The organism is Microcella flavibacter, assembly GCF_012530535.1.
Taxonomy (GTDB): domain Bacteria; phylum Actinomycetota; class Actinomycetes; order Actinomycetales; family Microbacteriaceae; genus Microcella; species Microcella flavibacter.
In genome coordinates, this window is record NZ_CP051299.1 from 1,426,547 (window position 1) to 1,448,368 (window position 21,822).

At 71.4% G+C, this 21,822-nt stretch carries 14 protein-coding genes and 1 tRNA gene; 11 read left to right on the forward strand and 4 right to left on the reverse strand.

Annotation, left to right across the window (positions count from 1 at the left end):
• The first annotated feature begins 62 nt into the window (after window positions 1–62).
• From lgt to pyk, 4 genes are all read left to right on the forward strand, one after another.
• Window positions 63–1,148, forward strand: coding sequence for a prolipoprotein diacylglyceryl transferase (gene lgt / locus HGB54_RS06760; RefSeq protein WP_168915758.1), 1,086 nt, complete (start codon window positions 63–65; stop codon window positions 1,146–1,148).
• A gap of 142 nt (window positions 1,149–1,290) precedes the next feature.
• Window positions 1,291–5,871, forward strand: a complete 4,581-nt coding sequence (gene gltB / locus HGB54_RS06765; RefSeq protein ID WP_228545716.1) for a glutamate synthase large subunit — start codon at window positions 1,291–1,293, stop codon at window positions 5,869–5,871.
• Window positions 5,864–7,330 carry a glutamate synthase subunit beta gene (locus HGB54_RS06770; RefSeq protein WP_168915759.1) on the forward strand — a complete coding sequence of 489 codons (1,467 nt, stop codon included), beginning with the start codon at window positions 5,864–5,866 and terminating at the stop codon, window positions 7,328–7,330. The genes gltB and HGB54_RS06770 overlap by 8 nt, the downstream gene beginning before the upstream one ends.
• 105 nt (window positions 7,331–7,435) lie before the next feature.
• Entirely contained in the window at window positions 7,436–8,893 is a 1,458-nt protein-coding gene (gene pyk / locus HGB54_RS06775; RefSeq protein ID WP_168915760.1) for a pyruvate kinase, read from the forward strand.
• Window positions 8,894–9,002: 109 nt separating this feature from the next.
• Here the strand turns inward: pyk and HGB54_RS06780 are convergent, their stop codons facing one another.
• Window positions 9,003–9,854, reverse strand: a complete 852-nt coding sequence (locus HGB54_RS06780) for a hypothetical protein (protein ID WP_168915761.1) — start codon at window positions 9,852–9,854, stop codon at window positions 9,003–9,005.
• Window positions 9,855–9,976: 122 nt separating this feature from the next.
• Window positions 9,977–10,059 (reverse strand) — tRNA-Leu (locus HGB54_RS06785).
• Between the two features lie 49 nt (window positions 10,060–10,108).
• Here HGB54_RS06785 and HGB54_RS06790 point away from each other — a divergent pair.
• Window positions 10,109–10,756, forward strand: a complete 648-nt coding sequence (locus tag HGB54_RS06790) for an ANTAR domain-containing response regulator (RefSeq protein WP_168915762.1) — start codon at window positions 10,109–10,111, stop codon at window positions 10,754–10,756.
• A 39-nt stretch (window positions 10,757–10,795) separates the two neighbouring features.
• On the opposite strand, the gene HGB54_RS06795 is transcribed toward HGB54_RS06790, so the two are convergent.
• The gene (locus tag HGB54_RS06795; protein WP_228545717.1) at window positions 10,796–11,221 is read right to left on the reverse strand and encodes a hotdog fold thioesterase; all 426 of its coding nucleotides are present in this window, start codon (window positions 11,219–11,221) and stop codon (window positions 10,796–10,798) included.
• A gap of 78 nt (window positions 11,222–11,299) precedes the next feature.
• Between HGB54_RS06795 and polA the strand changes: the two genes are divergently transcribed.
• The 4 genes from polA (at window position 11,300) to rpsA (ending at window position 18,322) form a co-directional block, all read left to right on the forward strand.
• Window positions 11,300–13,969, forward strand: coding sequence for a DNA polymerase I (gene polA, locus HGB54_RS06800; protein WP_168915764.1), 2,670 nt, complete (start codon window positions 11,300–11,302; stop codon window positions 13,967–13,969).
• A 10-nt stretch (window positions 13,970–13,979) separates the two neighbouring features.
• Entirely contained in the window at window positions 13,980–15,644 is a 1,665-nt protein-coding gene (locus tag HGB54_RS06805; protein WP_168915765.1) for a DUF885 domain-containing protein, read from the forward strand.
• Entirely contained in the window at window positions 15,641–16,642 is a 1,002-nt protein-coding gene (locus HGB54_RS06810) for an epimerase (RefSeq protein WP_168915766.1), read from the forward strand. The genes HGB54_RS06805 and HGB54_RS06810 overlap by 4 nt, the downstream gene beginning before the upstream one ends.
• A gap of 234 nt (window positions 16,643–16,876) precedes the next feature.
• The gene (gene rpsA / locus HGB54_RS06815) at window positions 16,877–18,322 is read left to right on the forward strand and encodes a 30S ribosomal protein S1 (RefSeq protein ID WP_168915767.1); all 1,446 of its coding nucleotides are present in this window, start codon (window positions 16,877–16,879) and stop codon (window positions 18,320–18,322) included.
• Between the two features lie 108 nt (window positions 18,323–18,430).
• On the opposite strand, the gene HGB54_RS06820 is transcribed toward rpsA, so the two are convergent.
• Window positions 18,431–19,027: a DUF4126 domain-containing protein gene (locus tag HGB54_RS06820; RefSeq protein WP_228545718.1), complete on the reverse strand. Its 597-nt coding sequence runs from the start codon at window positions 19,025–19,027 to the stop codon at window positions 18,431–18,433.
• 55 nt (window positions 19,028–19,082) lie between these two features.
• On the opposite strand from HGB54_RS06820, the gene coaE reads away from it, so the two are divergent.
• Window positions 19,083–19,706: a dephospho-CoA kinase gene (coaE, locus tag HGB54_RS06825; RefSeq protein ID WP_168915769.1), complete on the forward strand. Its 624-nt coding sequence runs from the start codon at window positions 19,083–19,085 to the stop codon at window positions 19,704–19,706.
• A 45-nt stretch (window positions 19,707–19,751) separates the two neighbouring features.
• Window positions 19,752–21,821, forward strand: coding sequence for an excinuclease ABC subunit UvrB (uvrB, locus tag HGB54_RS06830; protein WP_168915770.1), 2,070 nt, complete (start codon window positions 19,752–19,754; stop codon window positions 21,819–21,821).
• Window position 21,822 lies beyond the last annotated feature (1 nt).

Consider the following 21,822-nt stretch of genomic DNA (forward strand, 5'->3'; position numbering starts at 1 on the left):
GTCGACCCCCGCGCCCGCCGGTAGGCTGGCCCGCGCCCCTACGAGAAAGGTCCCCCCTCACCGTGATCCTCCCCACGAGCATTCCGAGCCCCGCTCCGGAGTGGCAGGTCTTCAACCTCGGCCAGTGGCTGCGCGACATCGGGCTGACCTGGTTCGCCTTCGACGTGAACATCTACGCCTACGCGATCTGCATCCTCGTCGGCATCCTCGCCGCGGTCGTACTGACGAACCACCGCCTCACCCGTCGCGGCGCCGAGCCCTGGATCACGCTCGACATCGCCCTGTTCGCGGTGCCGCTCGGCATCATCGGCGGCCGCATCTACCACGTGCTCACGCACCCCGACGACTACTTCTTCCCCGGCGCCGACCCCTTCGCCCCGCTCTACATCTGGGAGGGCGGCATGGCGATCTTCGGCGCCCTGATCGGCGGCGCCCTCGGCGTGGCCCTCGGCTGCCGGGTCACGGGCATCCGGTTCTGGACCTTCGCCGACGCCCTCGCGCCCGGCCTGCTGCTCGCCCAGGCCTTCGGCCGGCTCGGCAACTGGTTCAACCAGGAGCTCTTCGGGCTGCCGACCGACCTGCCGTGGGGCCTCGAGATCGACCCGGGCAACAGCGCCATCCCGGTCGGCCTGCCCGAGGGCACGCTGTTCCACCCGACCTTCCTCTACGAGATCGTCTGGAATGTCGCCGGCGTCCTGCTCCTCCTGGCGCTGGATGCCCGGCTGAAGGTGCAGTGGGGCAAGCTCCTCGGCGGCTACCTCATCTGGTACGGCGTCGGCCGCAGCGTCTTCGAGTCGATCCGCCTCGACCCGAGCGAGCTCTTCCTCGGCATCCGGGTGAACGTCTGGGCCGCGTGGGCGGCGGTCGTCCTCGGGCTGCTCATCATCATCATCCAGCGCCGCCGGCACCCGGGCACCGAGCCGAGCCCGTACACCGACGGTCACCGGTGGGAGGAGAGCGCTGGGGTAGACTCCGATGACGTCTACACCGAGACGGACGATGACGGCAATGACGCCGACCTCGTCGCTGCACCCGCGGCGTCGGCCTCCACCGGTACCGCACCCTCCGCCACCACCGGAGCGCATCCCACCGCATCAGCTGCCGCCACAAGCGGCACTGCGACACGCGACACCGCCGCGCGGCCGTGACGATCAGCATCCGCTGAACCCGCGCCGTTCCCACCACGGCATCCCCCGCGGCTCCTGCCGCGGCCCGCGCCACCTCGCGCGCACCCTCCATCGGGCCGACGACGTCCCACCCTCCCCAGCGTCACGTGAGGACGGTTCTCCCATGGAACGTATCCAGCAGCCCTACCAGCGGTTCTCCGCGATCCCGGCCGCCCAGGGCATGTACGACCCCGAGCTCGAGCGCGATGCGTGCGGCCTCGCGATGGTCGCAACGCTCCGCGGCTCGGCCGGCCACGACATCATCCAGGCGGCGCTCGACGCCCTGCGCAACCTCGAGCATCGCGGTGCGGTCGGCTCGGACGCCGGCACGGGCGACGGCGCGGGCATCCTGACCCAGGTGCCCGACTCGCTGTTCCGCGCCGTCGTGCCCTTCGCCCTCCCCGAGGCCGGCCGCTACGCCGTCGGAACCGCGTTCCTGCCCACCGATCGGGCCGAGCGCGAGACCGAGAAGGCCGCGATCGAGGCGATCGCCGCCGAGGAGGCCCTCGCCGTCCTCGGCTGGCGCGAGGTCCCCATCGACCCCGCGCACGTCGGCACCCTGGCCCACGCCGCCATGCCGGCCTTCGAGCAGCTCTTCGTCGCCTCCACCCGCGCCGATGCGGCGGGCGAGGCTCTCGACGGCATCGAGCTCGACCGCCAGACCTTCCGCCTGCGCAAGCGCGCCGAGCGCGAGCTGGGCTCGTACTTCCCCTCGCTGTCGAGCCGCACCATCGTCTACAAGGGCATGGTCACGACCCTGCAGCTCGAGCCGTTCTACCCCGACCTCAGCGACGAGCGCTTCGTCTCGCGCCTGGCGCTCGTGCACTCCCGCTACTCGACGAACACGTTCCCGTCGTGGCCGCTCGCGCAGCCCTTCCGCGGCATCGCCCACAACGGCGAGATCAACACCGTGCAGGGCAACCGCAACTGGATGCGCGCCCGCCAGTCGCAGCTGAGCTCCGAGCTCTTCGGCGACCTGCGCGACGTCTTCCCGATCGTCACCCCCGGCGCGAGCGACTCGGCGTCCTTCGACGAGGTCGTGGAGCTGCTCACGCTCGGCGGCCGGTCCCTGCCGCACGCCATCATGATGATGGTGCCCGAGGCGTGGGAGAACCAGACCGAGATCGACCCGGCGCTGCGCGACTTCTACGAGTACCACGGCATGCTCATGGAGCCGTGGGACGGCCCCGCCGCCCTCTCCTTCACCGACGGCTCGCTCGTCGGCGCGACGCTCGACCGCAACGGCCTGCGCCCCGGCCGCTTCCTCGTCACCGACGACGGCCTCGTGGTGCTCGCGAGCGAGATCGGCGTGCTCGACATCGACCCGGCCCGCGTCGTGCGCAAGGGGCGTCTGCGCCCCGGCAAGATGTTCCTCGTCGACACGGTCGAGGGCCGCATCATCGAGGACGACGAGATCAAGTCGCAGCTCGCCCAGGCCGAGCCGTGGGGCGAGTGGCTCGACGGCAACCGCATCAACCTGCACGACCTGCCCGAGCGCGAGCACATCGTGCACACCCCGGCCTCGATCGTGCGCCGCCAGCGCACCTTCGGGTACACCGAGGAGGAGGTGCGCGTGCTGCTCACCCCCATGGCGCAGAAAGGGGCGGAGCCGCTCGGAGCGATGGGCTCCGACACGCCGATCGCCGTGCTCTCCGACCGCGCGCGCCTGCTGTTCGACTACTTCACGCAGCAGTTCGCGCAGGTCACGAACCCGCCGCTCGACTCCATCCGCGAGGAGGTCGTCACCTCGATGCGCCTGGGGCTCGGCCCCGAGCGCAACCTGCTGCAGGCCGGCCCCAAGCACGCCCGCCAGGTGGTGCTCGACTTCCCCGTCATCGACAACGATGAGCTCGCGAAGATCCAGCACATCGACCCCCGCCCCGGCTCCTCGCTCACCACGACGATCAAGGGCCTGTACCGCGTCGACAAGGGCCCCAAGGCCCTCGAGAAGCGCATCCAGGCCATGTGCGACGAGGTCGACGAGGCCATCGCCGACGGCGCGCAGTTCATCGTGCTGAGCGACCGCGACTCGACGGCCGATCTCGCCCCGGTGCCCTCGCTGCTCATGCTCGCGGCCGTGCACCACCACCTCATCCGCACCGAGAAGCGCATGCAGGTCGGCATCATCGTCGAGGCGGGCGACGTGCGCGAGGTGCACCACGTCGCGCTCCTCATCGGCTACGGCGCCTCGGCGATCAACCCGTACCTCGCGATGGAGTCGGTCGAGAACCTCGTGCGCAGCGGCATGATCACGGGCATGACCCCCGAGAAGGCCGTGCGCAACATCATCACGGCGCTCGGCAAGGGCGTGCTGAAGATCATGTCGAAGATGGGCATCTCGACGGTGGGCTCCTACGCGGGCGCCCAGGCCTTCGAGGCCGTGGGCCTCAGCCAGGAGTTCGTCGACAAGTACTTCACCGGCACCTCGAGCGTGCTCGGCGGCGTCGGCATCGACATGATCGCCACCGAGAACGCGCAGCGGCACGCGCTCGCGTACCCGCCGAGCGCCCCCGTGAACCCGCACGAGCGCCTGCAGACGGGCGGCGAGTACCAGTGGCGCCGCGAGGGGCCGCCCCACCTCTTCAACCCCGAGACGGTGTTCCGCCTGCAGCACGCGACCCGGTCGAAGCGCTACGACATCTACCGCGAGTACACGCACACCGTCGACTCGCAGGCCGAGAAGCTCATGACGCTGCGCGGCCTGTTCCGCCTGCGCACCGACGACCGCGCGCCCGTGCCGATCGACGAGGTCGAGTCGGTCGCCTCGATCGTGCGCCGGTTCACGACCGGTGCGATGAGCATGGGCGCCATCAGCCCCGAGATGCACGAGACGCTGGCGATCGCCATGAACCGCATCGGCGGGCGCAGCAACACGGGGGAGGGCGGCGAGAGCCCCGAGCGCCTGCTCGACCCCGAGCGCCGCAGCGCCATCAAGCAGGTCGCGAGCGGCCGCTTCGGCGTGACGAGCCTGTACCTCAGCCACGCCGACGACATCCAGATCAAGATGGCGCAGGGCGCCAAGCCCGGCGAGGGCGGCCAGCTGCCGGCGAACAAGGTGTACCCGTGGATCGCGCAGCTGCGCCACGGCACGCCCGGCGTCGGCCTCATCTCGCCGCCGCCGCACCACGACATCTACTCGATCGAAGACCTCAAGCAGCTCATCTTCGACCTCAAGCGCTCGAACCCCGGCGCCCGCGTGCACGTCAAGCTCGTGAGCCAGTCGGGCATCGGCGCGGTCGCGGCCGGCGTCGCGAAGGCCAAGAGCGACGTCATCCTCATCTCGGGCCACGACGGCGGCACGGGCGCGAGCCCGCTCAACTCGCTCAAGCACGCCGGCACCCCGTGGGAGCTCGGCCTCGCCGAGGCGCAGCAGACGCTCATGCTCAACAAGCTGCGCGGCCGCGTGACGGTGCAGGCCGACGGGCAGATGAAGACCGGGCGCGACGTCATCATCGCGGCGCTGCTCGGCGCCGAGGAGTACGGCTTCGCGACCGCCCCCATGGTCGTCTCCGGCTGCATCCTCATGCGCGTCTGCCACCTCGACACCTGCCCCGTGGGCGTCGCGACGCAGAACCCCGAGCTGCGCAAGCGCTTCACCGGCACGCCCGAGTTCGTCATCACCTTCATGGAGTTCCTCGCCCAGGAGGTGCGCGAGTACCTCGCCGCCCTCGGCTTCCGCTCGATGGAGGAGGCGATCGGCCGCAGCGACCTGCTCGACGTCGACCGCGCCATCCGGCACTGGAAGGCCGACGGCCTCGACCTCTCACCCATCCTCTCCGGGCCCGTGTTCGACGAGGGCGCGGCCCGCACGAAGCGCGAGGAGCAGGATCACGAGCTCGAGGAGCACTTCGACAACGAGCTCATCCGGCTCAGCGCCGACGCGATCGAGCACGGCGCCCCCGTGCGCATCGACCTGCCCATCCGCAACACCGAGCGGGCGGTCGGCACCATGCTCGGCCACCACGTGACGATGGCGCAGGGCGAGCACGGCCTCGCCCCCGACACGATCGACGTCACGCTCACCGGCTCGGCCGGCCAGAGCCTCGGCGCGTTCATGCCCCGGGGCATCACGCTCCGCCTCTACGGCGACAGCAACGACTACGTCGGCAAGGGCCTCTCGGGCGGGCGCGTCATCGTGCGCCCCGCGCGCGAGGCCGCCTTCGCCGCGGAGGAGAACGTCATCGCGGGCAACGTCATCGGCTACGGCGCCACGAGCGGCGAGATGTTCATCCGCGGCATCGTGGGCGAGCGGTTCCTCGTGCGCAACTCCGGCGCGACGGCGGTCGTCGAGGGCGTGGGCGACCACGCGCTCGAGTACATGACCGGCGGCACGGCCCTCATTATCGGCGGCACGGGGCGCAACCTCGGCGCGGGGATGTCGGGCGGCACCGCCTACGTGCTCGACCTCGAGCGCGAGCGCGTCAACACCCAGGCCCTGGCCACGGGCGAGCTCGAGCTCGGCCCGCTCGACGCCGAGGACCGCGTCGTCGTCGCCGATCTGCTGCGCCGCCACCACGACGAGACGGGCTCGGCCGTGGCCGAGCGCCTCCTCGCCGAGGGCTCCGCCGCCCTCGACCGCATCGTGAAGGTGCTCCCTCGCGACTTCGCCGCCGTGCTCGCCACGCGGCAGACCGCACTCGACGAAGGCCTCGACCCCGACGGAGACGTCGTGTGGGGCCGCATCCTGGAGGTGACCGGTGGCTGACCCCCGCGGCTTCATCAACGTCCCCGAGCGCGAGCTCCCGCCCCGCCGACCGGTCCCCATCCGTCTGATGGACTGGAAGGAGGTGTACGAGCAGGGCGACCAGGCCGTGCTCAAGCGCCAGGCCGGCCGCTGCATGGACTGCGGCGTCGCCTTCTGCCACCACGGCTGCCCGCTCGGCAACCTCATCCCCGAGTGGAACGACCTCACCTGGCGCGGCGAGGGCCGGCAGGCCATCGAGCGCCTCCACGCGACGAACAACTTCCCCGAGTTCACGGGCAAGCTGTGCCCCGCGCCGTGCGAGTCCTCCTGCGTGCTCGGCATCAACCAGCCGCCCGTGACCATCAAGCAGGTCGAGGCCTCGATCATCGAGCAGGCCTGGCAGAACGGGTGGGTCGAGCCCGCCCCGCCCGAGCGGCTGACCGGCAAGACGGTCGCGGTCGTCGGATCCGGCCCGGCCGGGCTCGCCGCCGCGCAGCAGCTCACCCGCGTGGGGCACACGGTCGCCGTCTTCGAGCGGGACGACCGCATCGGCGGGCTGCTGCGGTACGGCATCCCCGATTTCAAGATGGAGAAGCGCCACCTGGATGCCCGGCTCACGCAGATGCAGGCCGAGGGCACCCGGTTCCGCGCCGGGGTCGAGATCGGCCGCGACATCACCTGGGACGAGCTGCGCCGGCGCTACGACGCCGTCGTCATCGCCACGGGCGCGCCCGTGCCCCGCGACCTGCCCATCCCGGGCCGCGACGCGCTCGGCATCCACTACGCCATGGAGTACCTGACGCAGTCGAACCACGTGCAGGCCGGCGACACGGTGGCCGACCAGATCACCGCCGAGGGCAAGCACGTCGTCGTGCTCGGCGGCGGCGACACGGGCGCCGACTGCATCGGCACCGCGCACCGGCAGGGCGCGCTCAGCGTCACCAACCTCGCGATCGGCGTGCAGCCGCCCGCCGAGCGGCCCGAGCACCAGCCCTGGCCGGTGCAGCCCACCCTCTTCGAGGTGCAGAGCGCGCACGAGGAGGGCGGCGAGCGCATGTTCCTCGCCTCGACGGTCGAGTTCCTCACGAACGAGGTCGGCGAGGTGCGCGCGCTGCGCGTCGCCGAGACCGAGTACGTCGACGGCCGGCGCATCCCCAAGGCGGGCACCGAGCGCGAGATCCCCGCCGATCTCGTGCTGCTCGCGCTGGGCTTCACCGGCGTCGAGCGCTCGACGCTCGACGAGCAGCTCTCCCTGCCGCTCGACGAACGCGGTAGCGTGGCGCGCGGTGCGGACTACACGACCAGCGAGTCGGGGGTCTTCGTCGCCGGCGACGCGGGTCGCGGCGCCTCGCTCATCGTCTGGGCGATCGCCGAGGGCCGGGCCGTCGCGGCGCAGGTCGACACGTTCCTGCAGGGCGAGACCCTGCTGCCCGCACCGGTGACGGCGCACGACCGGCCGCTCGCCGCCGCCCCGTTCTGATCCTCACCACGACCGGTCCGCACACCCCCGTCCCGTCGCGCCCGCTCGGCGCGCCGGGCGGTTGCACCATGACCACCACACCACCACCACCCCTGTAAGGAAGTCATGAGACGAGCAAAGATCGTCGCCACCCTCGGGCCCGCCACCGCGAGCTACGAGAACATCCGCGCCATCATCGAGGCGGGCGTCGACGTCGCCCGCATGAACCTCAGCCACGGCACGTACGACGTGCACGAGGAGGTCTACCGCAACGTCCGCCAGGCCGCCGCCGACGCCGCGCACCCCGTGGCCGTGCTCGTCGACCTGCAGGGCCCCAAGATCCGCCTCGGCAAGTTCGCCGACGGCCCCCACGAGCTCGCCGAGGGCGACGTCTTCACGATCACCACGGAGGACGTGCTCGGCACGAAGGAGCTCGTCGGCACGACGTTCAAGGGCCTGCCCGACGACGTCAAGCCCGGCGACTTCCTGCTCATCGACGACGGCAAGGTCAAGGTCAAGGTGCTCGACACCGACGGCGTGCGCGTGCGCACCGAGGTCGTCGTCGCCGGCCCCGTCTCGAACAACAAGGGCATCAACCTCCCCGGCGTCGCGGTCAACGTGCCCGCGCTCTCGGAGAAGGACGAGGACGACCTGCGCTGGGGCCTCAAGCTCGGCGCCGACTACATCGCGCTCTCCTTCGTGCGCAACGCCTCCGACGTCGTGCGCGTGCACGAGATCATGGCCGAGGAGGGGCGCACCATCCCCGTCATCGCCAAGATCGAGAAGCCGCAGGCGGTCGACGCCCTCGAGGAGATCATCGACGCCTTCGACGGCATCATGGTCGCCCGCGGCGACCTCGGCGTCGAGCTGCCGCTCGAGGCCGTGCCGATCGTGCAGAAGCGCGCCGTCGAGCTCTCGCGCCGCATGGCGAAGCCCGTCATCGTCGCGACGCAGATGCTCGAGTCGATGATCTCGAGCCCCATCCCGACGCGCGCCGAGACCTCCGACGTCGCCAACGCGGTGCTCGACGGCGCCGACGCGGTCATGCTCTCCGGCGAGACGAGCGTGGGGGAGTTCCCCGTCATCACCGTCTCGACCATGGCCCGCATCGTGGCCTCCACCGAGGAGCACGGCCTCGAGCGCATCCCGCCGCTCGGCACGAAGCCGCGCACCCAGGGCGGCGCGATCACCCTCGCCGCCGCCGAGGTCGCCGACTTCGTCGAGGCGAAGTACGTCTGCGTCTTCACCGAGTCGGGCGACTCGGCCCGCCGCATGTCGCGCCTGCGCTTCCGCATCCCGATGAAGGCGTTCACCCCGTCCGAGTCGATCCAGCGCCGCATGTCGCTCACCTGGGGCATCGAGTCGTTCCTGGTCGACCGCGTCGACCACACCGACGCCATGTACCACCAGGTCGACGAGGTGCTGCTGCGCGAGGGGCTGGCCGAGGTCGGCGACAAGGTCGTCGTCATCTCCGGGTCCCCTCCCGGCATCGCGGGCTCGACCAACGACCTGCGCGTGCACACGATCGGCGACGCCGTCAACGCGAAGGCCCCGGCCTGGCAGAGCGGCGACCACGCCGACTGACGACGCCTCGATCCCGGCCTCGATGAGGCGACGAGATGCGAACGGCCCGGCCCCCGCTCACGCGGGTGCCGGGCCGTTCGACGTGCCGGGGCTGCGCCCCGGCCGAGGGTCAGCGCGGGTCGAGCCCGAGGCCCGCCCGGTCCACCTTGCGGTGGAACCGCATGCCGGCGAGCCCGCCGACGACGGCGCCGAGCAGGCTGACGAGCAGCGCGACGACGGCGGTGATGATGCCGATGGTCGTCAGCTCGCCCTCGCCGATCGGCAGGCGGGGGAACCCGTTGACGTTGGCGAGCACGTTGAGGTCGGCGCCGCCGAGCGCGCCGATGATGGCGACGACGACGGCGATGACGAGCGCCCAGACCCACACGGCGACGCCCTGCTTGGCGCCGCTGAGACGCGCCATGCGGCCGGCGACGTAGCCGCCGGCGTAGTAGGCGACGAACACGATGACCGCGAGCAGCACGGCGCCGATGATGCCGACGGTGTCGACGCTCTGCGCGGCGCCGTCGAGCGCCTCGTCGGGGGTCGTGTCGGTGGCGAGGCCGAGCGCGGTGCCGGTGCCGGCGACGAGCGCGGTGAGCAGCACCGCGGTGCCGATCGAGGTCAGCCAGCCGAAGAACGCCGAGCCCCACTGGATGCCGCCGAAGGCCGCCTTCTCGCGCGCGATGACCTCGCGCTGCACGGCGCGGGGGTCGTCCGTCACGGGGTCGGCGTGCCGGGCGCGGTCGTCGACGGAAGCGCCGGTCGCGGCGGCCGCGGCCGGGACGGCCCGGGTCGGGGCGGCGTGGTCGCCGTGATCGCCGTGATCGCGCCGTGAGGCGTCGTCGACGGGGTCGACGCGGTCGGCGTGATCGGCACGGTCCGCGTGATCGGCGCGATCGAGCCGCTCGGTGCGGGCGGCGTCGTCGCGATCGGCGGGAGGGGTGCGCGGCATGCGCTCGCGGTCGTCGGGAGTGCTCATGGTGACCTCCAATAGTCGGAGCCCATCGAAGCGCACTCTCCGCGCGGCCGCAGGGGGCTTGACAGCCCGCGCACAGGTGGGGGAGGGGAAGAACCGGGTGCCGAGCATCCCGATCAGTGACGTACCGACTGTGGGACTCGAACCCACACGCCCTCTCGGACAGCGCATTTTGAGTGCGCCGCGTCTGCCATTCCGCCAAGTCGGCGCAGCCCGCGAGGGGGCGGCAGGTCGACGATACCGTAGGCTCTACAACCGTGAGTGACCAGGAACAGAGCACCGTCGCCCCCCGTCGTGTCGTCGTCGCCGAGGACGAGTCGTTGATCCGCATGGACATCGTCGAGATCCTGCGCGACAACGGCTTCGACGTCGTCGGCGAGGCCGGTGACGGCGAGACGGCCGTCGCCCTCGCCACCGAGCTGCGCCCCGACCTGGTCGTCATGGACATCCGCATGCCCCAGCTCGACGGCATCGAGGCGGCGAAGCGCCTGAGCGAGAACCACATCGCCCCCGTGGTGCTGCTGACCGCCTTCTCGCAGAAGGAGCTCGTCGAGCAGGCGAGCGAGGCCGGCGCGCTGGCCTACGTCGTCAAGCCGTTCACCCCGAACGACCTGCTGCCCGCGATCGAGATCGCCCTCAGCCGGTACCAGCAGATCCTCACGCTCGAAGCCGAGGTCGCCGACCTCGTCGAGCGCTTCGAGACCCGCAAGCTCGTCGACCGCGCGAAGGGCCTGCTCAACGAGCGCATGGGCCTCACCGAGCCCGAGGCGTTCCGCTGGATCCAGAAGGCATCGATGGACCGCCGCACCACCATGCAGGCCGTCGCGCACGCGATCATCGACCAGCTCGCCCCGAAGAAGGAGCCGCGCAAGGCCGCGGCCGCCGAGGACGACGCGGCCGAGTAGGCCCCGCTCCGGTCTCCGGAGCGCAGCGCGCAGAACCGGTCAGCGGTCGCGCAGCATGTTGGTCATGCGCACGGTCGAGAGCCGGCGGCCCTCCCCGTCGGTGATGACGATCTCGTGCGTGGCGAGCGTGCGACCGAGCACGAGCGCCGTGCAGGTGCCCGTCACCCAGCCCTCGGTGACCGAGCGGGAGTGGGTGGCGTTGATCTCGATGCCGACGGCGTAGCGCCCCGCTCCGGCGTGGATGGCGGAGGAGATCGAGCCGAGGCTCTCGCCGAGCACGACGTGGGCGCCCCCGTGCAGCAGACCGATCACCTGCGTGTTGCCCTCGACGGGCATCCTCGCGACCGATCGCTCGGCGCCCAGCTCGCTGAACTCGATCCCCATCTTGCGGGTGAGCGCGCCCCCGCCGGAGGTGATGAGGCGCTCGTAGAGCTCGGGGTCGAGGTCGGCGGGGAACAGCGTCATCGCGAGGTCCTTCGAGGGGTGTCGGGAGGGCCGCCGGGCGCCCGGCGCGGTGTCGGAGCACGGCAGTAGGCTGGCGGCGTGACCGACTCCGGGAAGCCTACTCTGCTCATCGTCGACGGCCATTCGCTGGCCTTCCGGGCGTTCTACGCCCTGCCGGTCGACAGCTTCGTCACCCACGACGGGCAGCACACGAACGCCATCCACGGCTTCATCTCGATGTTCCTCGGCCTCCTCGCGAAGGAGAAGCCCACGCACGTCGCCGTCGCCTTCGACATCTCGCGCTACTCCTTCCGCACCCGCGAGTACCCCGAGTACAAGGGCACGCGCGCCGAGACGCCGGCGGAGTTCGTGGGGCAGGTCCCCCTCCTGCAGGAGGCCCTCGCCGCGATGAACGTGACGACGATCACGAAGGAGGACTACGAGGCCGACGACATCCTCGCCACGCTCGCCCTCCAGGGCGCGGAGAAGGGCTACCACGTGCTCGTCGTCTCGGGCGACCGCGACGCCATCCAGCTCGTCAACGAGAACGTGACCCTGCTCTACCCGAACGCGCGCGGCGTGAGCGAGCTCAAGCGCTACGACCCCGAGACGGTGCGCGAGCGCTACGGCATCGCCCCCGAGCAGTACCCCGAGATCGCGGCGCTCGTCGGCGAGACGAGCGACAACCTCATCGGCATCGACAAGGTCGGCGAGAAGACCGCCGTGAAGTGGATCACGCAGTACGGCTCGCTCGAGAACCTGCTCGCGCACGCCGACGAGATCGGCGGCGTGGTCGGCAACAACCTGCGCGAGCAGCGCGAACGGGCCGAGCGCAACCGCCGCCTCAACCGCCTGCTCACCGACGTCGAGCTGCCGGTCGGCCCCGACGACCTCGAGCGCGGCCCGATGGACGTCCCCGCCGTGAAGAGCGTCTTCGAGCGCCTGCAGTTCCGCACGCTCACCGAGCGCGTGCTGAAGATCGCCGCGGCCGAGGGCGCGGACATGTCCTCCGAGGGCGACGCCGCCGGGCCCGCGGCCGACGCCCCGCCCATCGCCACCCTCGTCGACGAGGAGCTCGCGGCGTGGCTGCGCGCCGCGGTCGCCGCCGGCGATCCGATCGCGCTGGTGGTGGATGCCCCGCTCGGGCACCTCGAGGGCTTCGGCCTCGCCGCCGCCTCCAGTCCCACGGTGCACGTCAACTGGGCCGCCGGGCGGCCCGACTACGCGGCGCTGGAGGAGTGGCTCGGCGACGCCGCGGCGCCGAAGCTCGTCGTCGACGCGAAGCGCGCGGCGGGCATCCTCGCCGATCACGGCCTGCGCCTGGAAGGCGTCGTGTGGGATGCCGCCCTCGCCGCCTGGCTCGAACGGCCGGGCTCGAAGCCCCAGTCCCTCGCAGAGCTCGTGAGCGCGGCGCTCGGCGAGAGCCTTCCCGAGTCCGACCCGAACCAGCTCGTGCCCGACACCGCGGGCACGCCGCCGGCCACGGGCGCCTGGTTCCTCGGCCGCGTCGTCGCCGCCCAGCGCGAGCGCCTCGCCGAGAGCAGCACCCGCGTGCTCACCACCATCGAGCTGCCGGTCACCCCCGTGATCGCCCGCATGGAGCGCACGGGCGTCGCCGTCGACCGGCCCGCCCTCACCGCGCTCAACGCCGAGCTCGGCACGACCGCGGGCGAGCTCGCCGAGAAGGCGTACGGCGAGATCGGCCGCGAGGTCAACCTCGGCTCGCCGAAGCAGCTGCAGCAGGTGCTCTTCGACGAGCTCGGCATGCCGAAGACCCGCGCGACGAAGACCGGCTACTCGACCGACGCCGCCTCGCTCGCCGACCTGCAGGAGAAGCACCCGCACCCCTTCCTCGGCCTGCTGCTGCAGCACCGCGACGCGACGAAGCTGCGCCAGATCATCGAGAGCCTCGAGAAGGCGACGGCCGAGGACGGCCGCATCCACACCACCTACGACCAGACGGGCACGACGACGGGGCGCATCTCGTCGACCGATCCGAACCTGCAGAACATCCCCGTGCGCACCGAGGTCGGCCACCGCATCCGGGCCGCCTTCGTCGCGGGGGAGGGCTTCGAGGGGCTGCTGACCGCCGACTACTCGCAGATCGAGATGCGCATCATGGCGCACCTCTCCGGCGACGAGGGCCTCATCGAGGCCTTCACGATCGGCGAGGACCTGCACCGCTTCGTCGGCGCGCGCATCTTCGGCGTGCCGCCGGAGGAGGTCACGGCGCTCATGCGCACGAAGGTCAAGGCGATGAGCTACGGGCTCGCCTACGGCCTGAGCGCCTTCGGTCTCAGCAAGCAGCTGCGCATCGAGTCCGCCGAGGCGAAGCAGCTCATGAGCGACTACTTCGCCCGCTTCGGCGCCGTGCGCGAGTACCTGCGCGGGGTCGTCGTGCAGGCGAAGGAGGACGGCTACACCGAGACGATCTTCGGCCGCCGCCGCCCCTTCGCCGACCTCAGCTCGCCGAACCGCGTGCTGCGCGAGAACGCCGAGCGCGCCGCCCTCAACGCACCCATCCAGGGCACCGCGGCCGACATCATGAAGATCGCGATGATCGGCGTCGACGCCGACATGCGCGAGCGGTCGATGACCTCGCGGATGCTCCTGCAGGTGCACGACGAGCTCGTCTTCGAGGTGGCCGCGGGGGAGCGCGAGGCCCTGGAGGAGATCGTGCGCGCCCGCATGGGCGGCGCGGCCGAGCTGCGCGTGCCGCTCGAGGTGCAGGTGGGAGTGGGCAAGGACTGGGACGAGGCCGCGCACTAGGATCCTTCGCATGTCTGACACCGCTGCCGGCCGTACGCCGACCCCCGTTGACCGCATCGCCGAGCAGTGGGTGCAGACCCTCTCCGCCCTGAGCCCCGAGCTCGCCACCTACATCGGCGGCTCCGAGAAGCTCGACGAGTACAGCGACTACTCGCCGACGGGCCGCGCCGAGCTCATGGGCGCCGCGAAGCGCACCCTCGCCCAGCTCGACGCCGCCACCCCCGTCGACGACACCGACCGCGTCACCATCACCGACCTCTCCGCCGAGCTGCGGCTCGACATCGAGCTCGAGGAGGCCGGCTGGGCGGCGCGCGACATCAACGTGCTCGCCTCGCCCGCGCAGGGCATCCGCGAGATCTACGACCTCATGCCGACCGCCACGGAGGACGACTGGGCCGTGATCGCCCGGCGCCTCGACCGCGTCAGCGGCGCCCTCGAGGGCTACGCCGAGACCCTGCGCGAGGGCATCGCGAACGGCAACACCCCCGCCGTGCGCCAGGTGCGCGAGGTGCTCGGGCAGGTGCGCACCAACGCCGCCCGCGACGGCTTCTTCGCCGAGTTCACGAGCGGCGCCGAGGTCCCCGAGAGCCTGAAGGCCGATCTCGCGGCCGCCGCGGAGCGGGCCGCCGACGCCTACGGCCGCTTCGGCGACGTCCTCGAGGGCGAGCTCGCCCCCGCCGCCCGCCAGGACGACGCGGTCGGGCGCGAGCTGTACGGCCTCATGTCGCGCCGCTTCCTCGGCGCCACGATCGACCTCGACGAGACCTACGAGTGGGGCAAGGAGGAGCTCGCGCGCATGGTCGAGGAGCAGACGCGCATCGCCGACGAGATCCTGCCCGGCGCGAGCGTCGAGGAGGCCATCGCGCACCTGGAGAAGGACGAGTCCCGCAAGCTGCACGGCCGCGACGCCCTCAAGGCCTGGATGCAGCAGCTGAGCGACACCGCCGTCGACGAGCTCTCGCGCACCCACTTCGACATCCCCGAGCCCGTCAAGGCGCTCGAGTGCATGATCGCCCCCACCCCGGGCGGCGCCATCTACTACACCGGCCCCACCGACGACTTCTCGCGGCCCGGCCGCATGTGGTGGTCGATCCCCGAGGGCGTCGACTCCTTCGACACCTGGCGCGAGACGACGACGGTCTACCACGAGGGTGTTCCGGGCCACCACCTGCAGATCGGCCAGGCCGTCTACAACCGGGGGCAGCTCAACTCGTGGCGCCGTCTGCTCGCCGGCACGAGCGGCCACGCCGAGGGCTGGGCGCTCTACGCCGAGCGCCTCATGGAGGAGCTGGGCTACCTCGACGACCCGGCCGACCGCCTCGGCATGCTCGACGGGCAGCGCATGCGCGCCGCGCGCGTGGTGCTCGACATCGGCGTGCACCTCGGCAAGGAGCATCCCACCACCGGCCGCGCCTGGACGAGCGACGACGCGTTCGCGTTCATGCGCAGCAACGTCAACATGAACGACGGCTTCGTGCAGTTCGAGGTGAACCGCTACCTCGGCTGGCCGGGCCAGGCGCCCTCGTACAAGGTCGGGCAGCGCATCTGGGAGCAGATCCGCGACGAGTACAAGGCCCGCGAGGGCGCGACGTTCTCGAACAAGGCGTTCCACAAGAAGGCGCTCGACCTCGGTGGCGTCGGCCTCGACACGCTCAAGACGGCCCTGCTCGGATGACCGCCCCGGAGCGCCCCGACGACGACGACGACACCGCCCCCGCGGGCCGCGTCGTCATCGCCGGGGCCTCCGGCTTCATCGGCGCGCGGCTCGAGCAGGCCTACCGAGCGCGGGGATGGCGCGTCGACCGCATCGGGCGCCGCGAGCCCGTGAGCTGGGGTGAGACGGCATCGATCGCCGCGCTGCTCGACGGCGCTGACGTGCTCGTCAACCTCGCCGGCAAGAGCGTCAACTGCCGGTACTCCGACGAGAACCGCGCCGAGATCCTGCGCTCGCGGGTCGAGACCACCCGCGAGCTCGGTCGGGCGATCGCCCGCGCCACGACACCGCCGCCGCTCTGGATCAACGCCTCCACCGCGACGATCTACCGCCATGCGATGGACCGCCCGCAGACCGAGTCGACGGGCGAGATCGGGCGGGGCTTCTCGGTCTCGGTCGCGACCGCCTGGGAGGGGGCGCTCTTCGACGCCGACCTCCCCGGCACCCGTCGTGTTGCGCTGCGCCTGCCGATCGTGCTCGGCGAGGGCAGCGCCCTCGAGCCGCTCGCCGCGCTCACCCGGCTCGGCCTCGGGGGAAAGCAGAGCGACGGCGTGTGGTTCCCGTCGCGCCGGCGCCGCGCGGTGGGTACCGAGCACCAGCAGCGCAGCCGCGACGGTCAGCAGCGCTTCAGCTGGGTGCACCTCGACGACGTCGTGCGCATCGTCGAGTGGCTCGAGACCCGTCCCGACATCGACGGCCCGATCAACGCCGCCGCCCCGAACCCCGAGACGAACGCCGAGCTGATGGCGCACCTTCGCCGCATCCTGGGCCGGCCGTTCGGGCTGGCGATGCCGCGATGGATGCTCGAGCTGGGCTCGATCGCGATCCGCACCGAGAGCGAGCTCGTGCTCAAGAGCCGCTGGGTCGTGCCGGAGCGGCTCGAGGCCGCCGGCTTCCGCTTCGCGCACCCGCACCTCGAGGAGGCTCTGCGGAGCATCCTCGCCCCGTCGCCCGGCTGAACGGCCGGCGAACGGCCCTCCGTGCGTTTGCCGCCGGGTCACCGCGCGGGATAGGCTGGGGAGTCGTCGATTCGACGTTCATCCTGTCCGCTTGCCCGGGCACCGCCAGCACCGCGTCAGCACCAGCTGCGTGAGCACCACGGCGGCATCACCACCTGCGACAACACCAGCATCCCGCACCGCGCGATGCGTCGCCCCGGGCCCGATCCATGTCCGCATCGGAGCACCTACTACATGACCATCATTACGACCAAGGCCCCCAAGCAGATCGCCATCAACGACATCGGCTCTGCTGAAGACTTCCTGGCCGCGGTCGAGAAGACCCTCAAGTTCTTCAACGACGGCGACCTCATCGAGGGCACCGTGGTGAAGATCGACCGCGACGAGGTCCTCCTCGACGTCGGCTACAAGACCGAGGGCGTCATCCCCTCGCGCGAGCTCTCGATCAAGCACGACGTCGACCCCACCGAGGTCGTCAGCGTCGGCGACACCGTCGAGGCCCTCGTCCTCCAGAAGGAGGACAAGGAAGGCCGCCTCATCCTGTCCAAGAAGCGCGCCCAGTACGAGCGCGCATGGGGCGACGTCGAGAAGATCAAGGACGCCGACGGCGTGGTGACCGGTCAGGTCATCGAGGTCGTCAAGGGCGGCCTCATCGTCGACATCGGCCTCCGCGGCTTCCTCCCCGCCTCGCTCATCGAGCTGCGCCGCGTGCGCGACCTCACCCCGTACCTGGGTCAGGAGCTCGAGGCGAAGATCCTGGAGCTCGACAAGAACCGCAACAACGTGGTCCTGTCGCGCCGCGCCCTGCTCGAGCAGACGCAGTCCGAGAGCCGCACGACGTTCCTCAACAACCTCGCCAAGGGCCAGGTCCGCAAGGGCGTCGTCTCGTCGATCGTCAACTTCGGCGCGTTCGTCGACCTCGGCGGCGTCGACGGTCTCGTCCACGTCTCCGAGCTCAGCTGGAAGCACATCGAGCACGCCAGCGAGGTCGTCGAGGTGGGCCAGGAGGTCACCGTCGAGATCCTCGAGGTCGACCTCGAGCGCGAGCGCGTGTCGCTGTCGCTCAAGGCGACGCAGGAGGACCCGTGGCAGGTCTTCGCCCGCACGCACGCGATCGGTCAGGTCGCCCCGGGCAAGGTCACGAAGCTCGTCCCGTTCGGCGCCTTCGTGCGTGTGGCGGACGGCATCGAGGGCCTCGTGCACATCTCGGAGCTGTCGGGCAAGCACGTCGAGCTCGCCGAGCAGATCGTCGCCGTCGGCGACGAGGTGTTCGTCAAGGTCATCGACATCGACCTCGAGCGCCGTCGCATCTCGCTGAGCCTCAAGCAGGCCAACGAGGGCGTCGACCCCGAGGGCACCGAGTTCGACCCCGCGGTGTACGGCATGCCGACCGAGTACGACGAGGCCGGCAACTACAAGTACCCCGAGGGGTTCGACCCCGAGTCGGGCGAATGGAAGGACGGCTTCGACGAGCAGCGCGCCAAGTGGGAGCAGGACTACGCTGCCGCCCAGGCCCGCTACGAGGCGCACAAGAAGCAGGTCGCCGCGTCGCTCACCGAGGAGGCCGCTCTCGACCTCCCCAGCGGCTCGACGTTCAGCTCGGACGCCGCCGGCAGCGGAACGCTCGCCGACGACGAGTCGCTCGCCGCTCTGCGCGAGAAGCTCTCGAGCAACAGCTAGTCACCGCAGCACCGCGAACGGGCCGCTCTCCTCACGGAGGGCGGCCCGTTCCGCGTTCCGGGGTGCCGAGCGCGTGCGGCCGCGCCGATCATCTGCTGGCCTGCGGCGTCAGATCGGGGCGACCGACTGCCGTCGCCGGCGCGCCCGCCGCAGCGCGAGCACGACGATCACGACCGCCCCGATGAGCGTCACGACGACGAGCACGGGGATGACCAGGGCGAGCACGCTCAGCAGCAGCGCCCCGGCGTCCTCCGCGGCGGAGAGCACCGGCGCGGCGGCCCCGGCCGTGAGGGCGTTCGCCGCGGGGCGGATCGCCATCTTGGCGAGGTGCACGAGCAGGGCGATGACGACGCCGATGACGACGGGCACCCAGTCGCCGGATTCGAGGAAGGCCCCGGGGTCGCTCACCGCCGCCGTCTCGCTCGTCGCGCCGGTGCCGAAGACGATGCCGCCGGATGCCGGGCGCACGATCGTCTGCAGCCAGTCGTTGATCGTGTCCACCACCGGAACCTTGTCGGCCACGAGCTCGATGACGAGCAGCACCGCGATGACGCCGAGCACCCACTCGTTCTCGAGCCAGGCCCAGCCGGCGGGCAGCTGCACGACGTCGAGGAACCGGCCGGCGAGGCCGAGGGCGAGCAGCGGCACGTAGGCGTTGAGCCCCGCGGCGACCGCGAGGCCCGTCCCGGTCAGCACTTCGAGCACGGGGCCTCCTCCGGTCGTCGGTGCCGCCATGGTAGCGGCCGGTACGCTCGGCCGTATGGACGTCATCGGACTCACGGGCGGCATCGCCGCGGGCAAGTCGGCGGTCGCGGCGCGCTTCGCCGAGCACGGCGCGCGCATCATCGACGCCGACGCGCTCGCCCGTGAGGCGGTGGAGCCCGGCACTCCCGCGCTCGCGGCCATCGTGGAGCGCTTCGGCCCGGGCGTGCTCGGCGCCGACGGCGCGCTCGACCGGGCGGCCCTCGGCGCGATCGTCTTCGGCGACGGGCGACAGCGGCTCGCCCTCAACGCGATCGTGCACCCCGCGGTGCGCGACGCCTACGCCCGTCGCGTGGCCGCGATCGAGGCGGAGGACCCCGCGGCGATCATCATCTACGACGTGCCGCTGCTCGTCGAGGTGCGCGCCGCGAGCGAGTTCTCCTCCGTCATCGTGGTGGATGCCCCTGCCGCCACCCGCATCGAGCGCCTCGTCGCCCTGCGCGGCATGGAGCGCCCGGCCGCCGAGGCCCGCGTCGCCGCCCAGATCCCCGACGCCGAGCGCCGGGCCCTCGCCGATCACGTCATCGACGCCTCGGGCACCCTCGAGCGCACGATCGAGCAGGTGGATGCGCTGTGGGAGTCGATCGTCGCCGAGCGCGCGGCGGGCATCCCGCGCCCCTGACCGCCCGCCCAGCCGGATGTCGGTGGTGCGTCCTAGGCTCGTCGCATGCAACCCACGCGCTCGGTCCGCCCCTTCGAGGTCGTCAGCGAGTACACGCCGAGCGGTGACCAGCCGCAGGCGATCGCCGAGCTGACGGCGCGCATCAACGCCGGTGAGACCGACATCGTGCTGCTCGGCGCGACCGGCACCGGCAAGTCGGCCACGACCGCCTGGCTCATCGAGCAGGTGCAGCGGCCGACGCTCGTGCTCGCGCACAACAAGACCCTCGCGGCGCAGCTCGCCACCGAGTTCCGCGAGCTCATGCCGCACAACGCGGTCGAGTACTTCGTCTCGTACTACGACTACTACCAGCCCGAGGCCTACGTGCCGCAGACCGACACCTTCATCGAGAAGGACAGCTCGGTGAACGCCGAGGTCGAGCGCCTCCGGCACTCCACGACCAACTCGCTGCTGAGCCGGCGCGACGTCGTCGTCGTCTCGACGGTCTCGTGCATCTACGGCCTCGGCGCAGCGGAGGAGTACCTCGAGGCGATGGTGGCCCTGCAGGTGGGGGAGCAGATCTCGCGCGAGACCCTCATCCGTCGCTTCGTCGGCATGCAGTACCAGCGCAACGACATCGACTTCTCGCGGGGCAAGTTCCGCGTGCGCGGCGACACGATCGAGATCATCCCCGTCTACGAGGAGCTCGCGATCCGCATCGAGATGTTCGGCGACGAGATCGAGGGGCTCTTCGCCCTGCACCCCCTGACGGGCGCCGTCGTCAAGAAGCTCGACGCCGTCTCGGTCTTCCCCGCGACGCACTACGCCGCCTCGCCCGACACGATGCAGCGCGCGATGGTCACCATCCGGGAGGAGCTGGAGCCCCGGCTCGCCGAGCTCGAGCGCCAGGGCAAGCTGCTCGAGGCGCAGCGGCTGCGCATGCGCACCACCTTCGACCTCGAGATGATGGAGCAGATCGGCTTCTGCAACGGCATCGAGAACTACTCGCGCCACATCGACGGCCGGCAGCCGGGGGAGGCCCCGAACTGCCTGCTCGACTACTTCCCCGACGACTTCCTCGTCGTCATCGACGAGAGCCACGTGACGGTGCCGCAGATCGGCGCCATGTACGAGGGCGACGCCTCGCGCAAGCGCACGCTCGTCGAGCACGGGTTCCGCCTGCCGAGCGCGCTCGACAACCGGCCGCTGCGGTGGGAGGAGTTCCTCGACCGCACGGGCCAGAAGGTCTACCTCTCGGCGACGCCCGGCAAGTACGAGCTCGGCATCACCGACACGGTCGTCGAGCAGATCATCCGCCCCACCGGCCTCGTCGACCCGCAGATCGTCGTCAAGCCGAGCCTCGGCCAGATCGACGACCTGCTCGAGCAGGTGCGGCTGCGCGTCGAGCGCGACGAGCGCGTGCTCGTCACGACGCTCACGAAGAAGATGGCGGAGGAGCTGACGGCCTTCCTGCAGGACGCCGGGGTGCGCGTGCAGTACCTGCACTCCGACGTCGACACCCTTCGGCGCGTCGAGCTGCTGCGCGAGCTGCGGCAGGGCGTCTTCGACGTCCTGGTCGGCATCAACCTGCTGCGCGAGGGGCTCGACCTCCCCGAGGTCTCGCTCGTGGCCATCCTCGACGCGGACAAGGAGGGCTTCCTGCGCTCCTCGACCTCCCTCATCCAGACCATCGGCCGTGCGGCCCGCAACGTCTCCGGCGAGGTGCACATGTACGCCGACGTCGTGACGCCCTCGATGGCCCAGGCCATCGAGGAGACCACGCGACGCCGCGAGCGCCAGGTCGAGTACAACCGGGCCAACGGCATCGACCCGACGCCGCTGCGCAAGAAGATCGCCGACATCACCGATCAGCTCGTGCGCGAGGGCGAGGACACCGCCGCGCTGCTCGCCGCCCGCCAGCAGGGCGGCAAGAAGTCGCCCACCCCGCGCCTGCGGCGCGAAGGCAAGGCCGCCGAGGGCGCCGCCGAGCTCGAATCGATCGTCGCCGACCTCACGGCCCAGATGCTGCAGGCGGCGGAGGAGCTGAAGTTCGAGCTCGCCGGGCGACTGCGCGACGAGGTGCAGGAGCTCAAGCGCGAGCTGCGGCAGATGGTCGAGGCGGGGCACGTCCGCTGAT

Excerpts from the sequence above, each read along its gene's own strand:
- gltB (WP_228545716.1), top strand. The coding sequence starts at position 1,291 with ATGGAACGTATCCAGCAGCCCTACCAGCGGTTCTCCGCGATCCCGGCC.
- pyk (WP_168915760.1), top strand. The coding sequence starts at position 7,436 with ATGAGACGAGCAAAGATCGTCGCCACCCTCGGGCCCGCCACCGCGAGC.
- HGB54_RS06780 (WP_168915761.1), bottom strand. The coding sequence starts at position 9,854 with ATGAGCACTCCCGACGACCGCGAGCGCATGCCGCGCACCCCTCCCGCC.
- HGB54_RS06795 (WP_228545717.1), bottom strand. The coding sequence starts at position 11,221 with ATGACGCTGTTCCCCGCCGACCTCGACCCCGAGCTCTACGAGCGCCTC.
- HGB54_RS06805 (WP_168915765.1), top strand. The coding sequence starts at position 13,980 with ATGTCTGACACCGCTGCCGGCCGTACGCCGACCCCCGTTGACCGCATC.
- HGB54_RS06810 (WP_168915766.1), top strand. The coding sequence starts at position 15,641 with ATGACCGCCCCGGAGCGCCCCGACGACGACGACGACACCGCCCCCGCG.
- rpsA (WP_168915767.1), top strand. The coding sequence starts at position 16,877 with ATGACCATCATTACGACCAAGGCCCCCAAGCAGATCGCCATCAACGAC.
- coaE (WP_168915769.1), top strand. The coding sequence starts at position 19,083 with ATGGACGTCATCGGACTCACGGGCGGCATCGCCGCGGGCAAGTCGGCG.
- uvrB (WP_168915770.1), top strand. The coding sequence starts at position 19,752 with ATGCAACCCACGCGCTCGGTCCGCCCCTTCGAGGTCGTCAGCGAGTAC.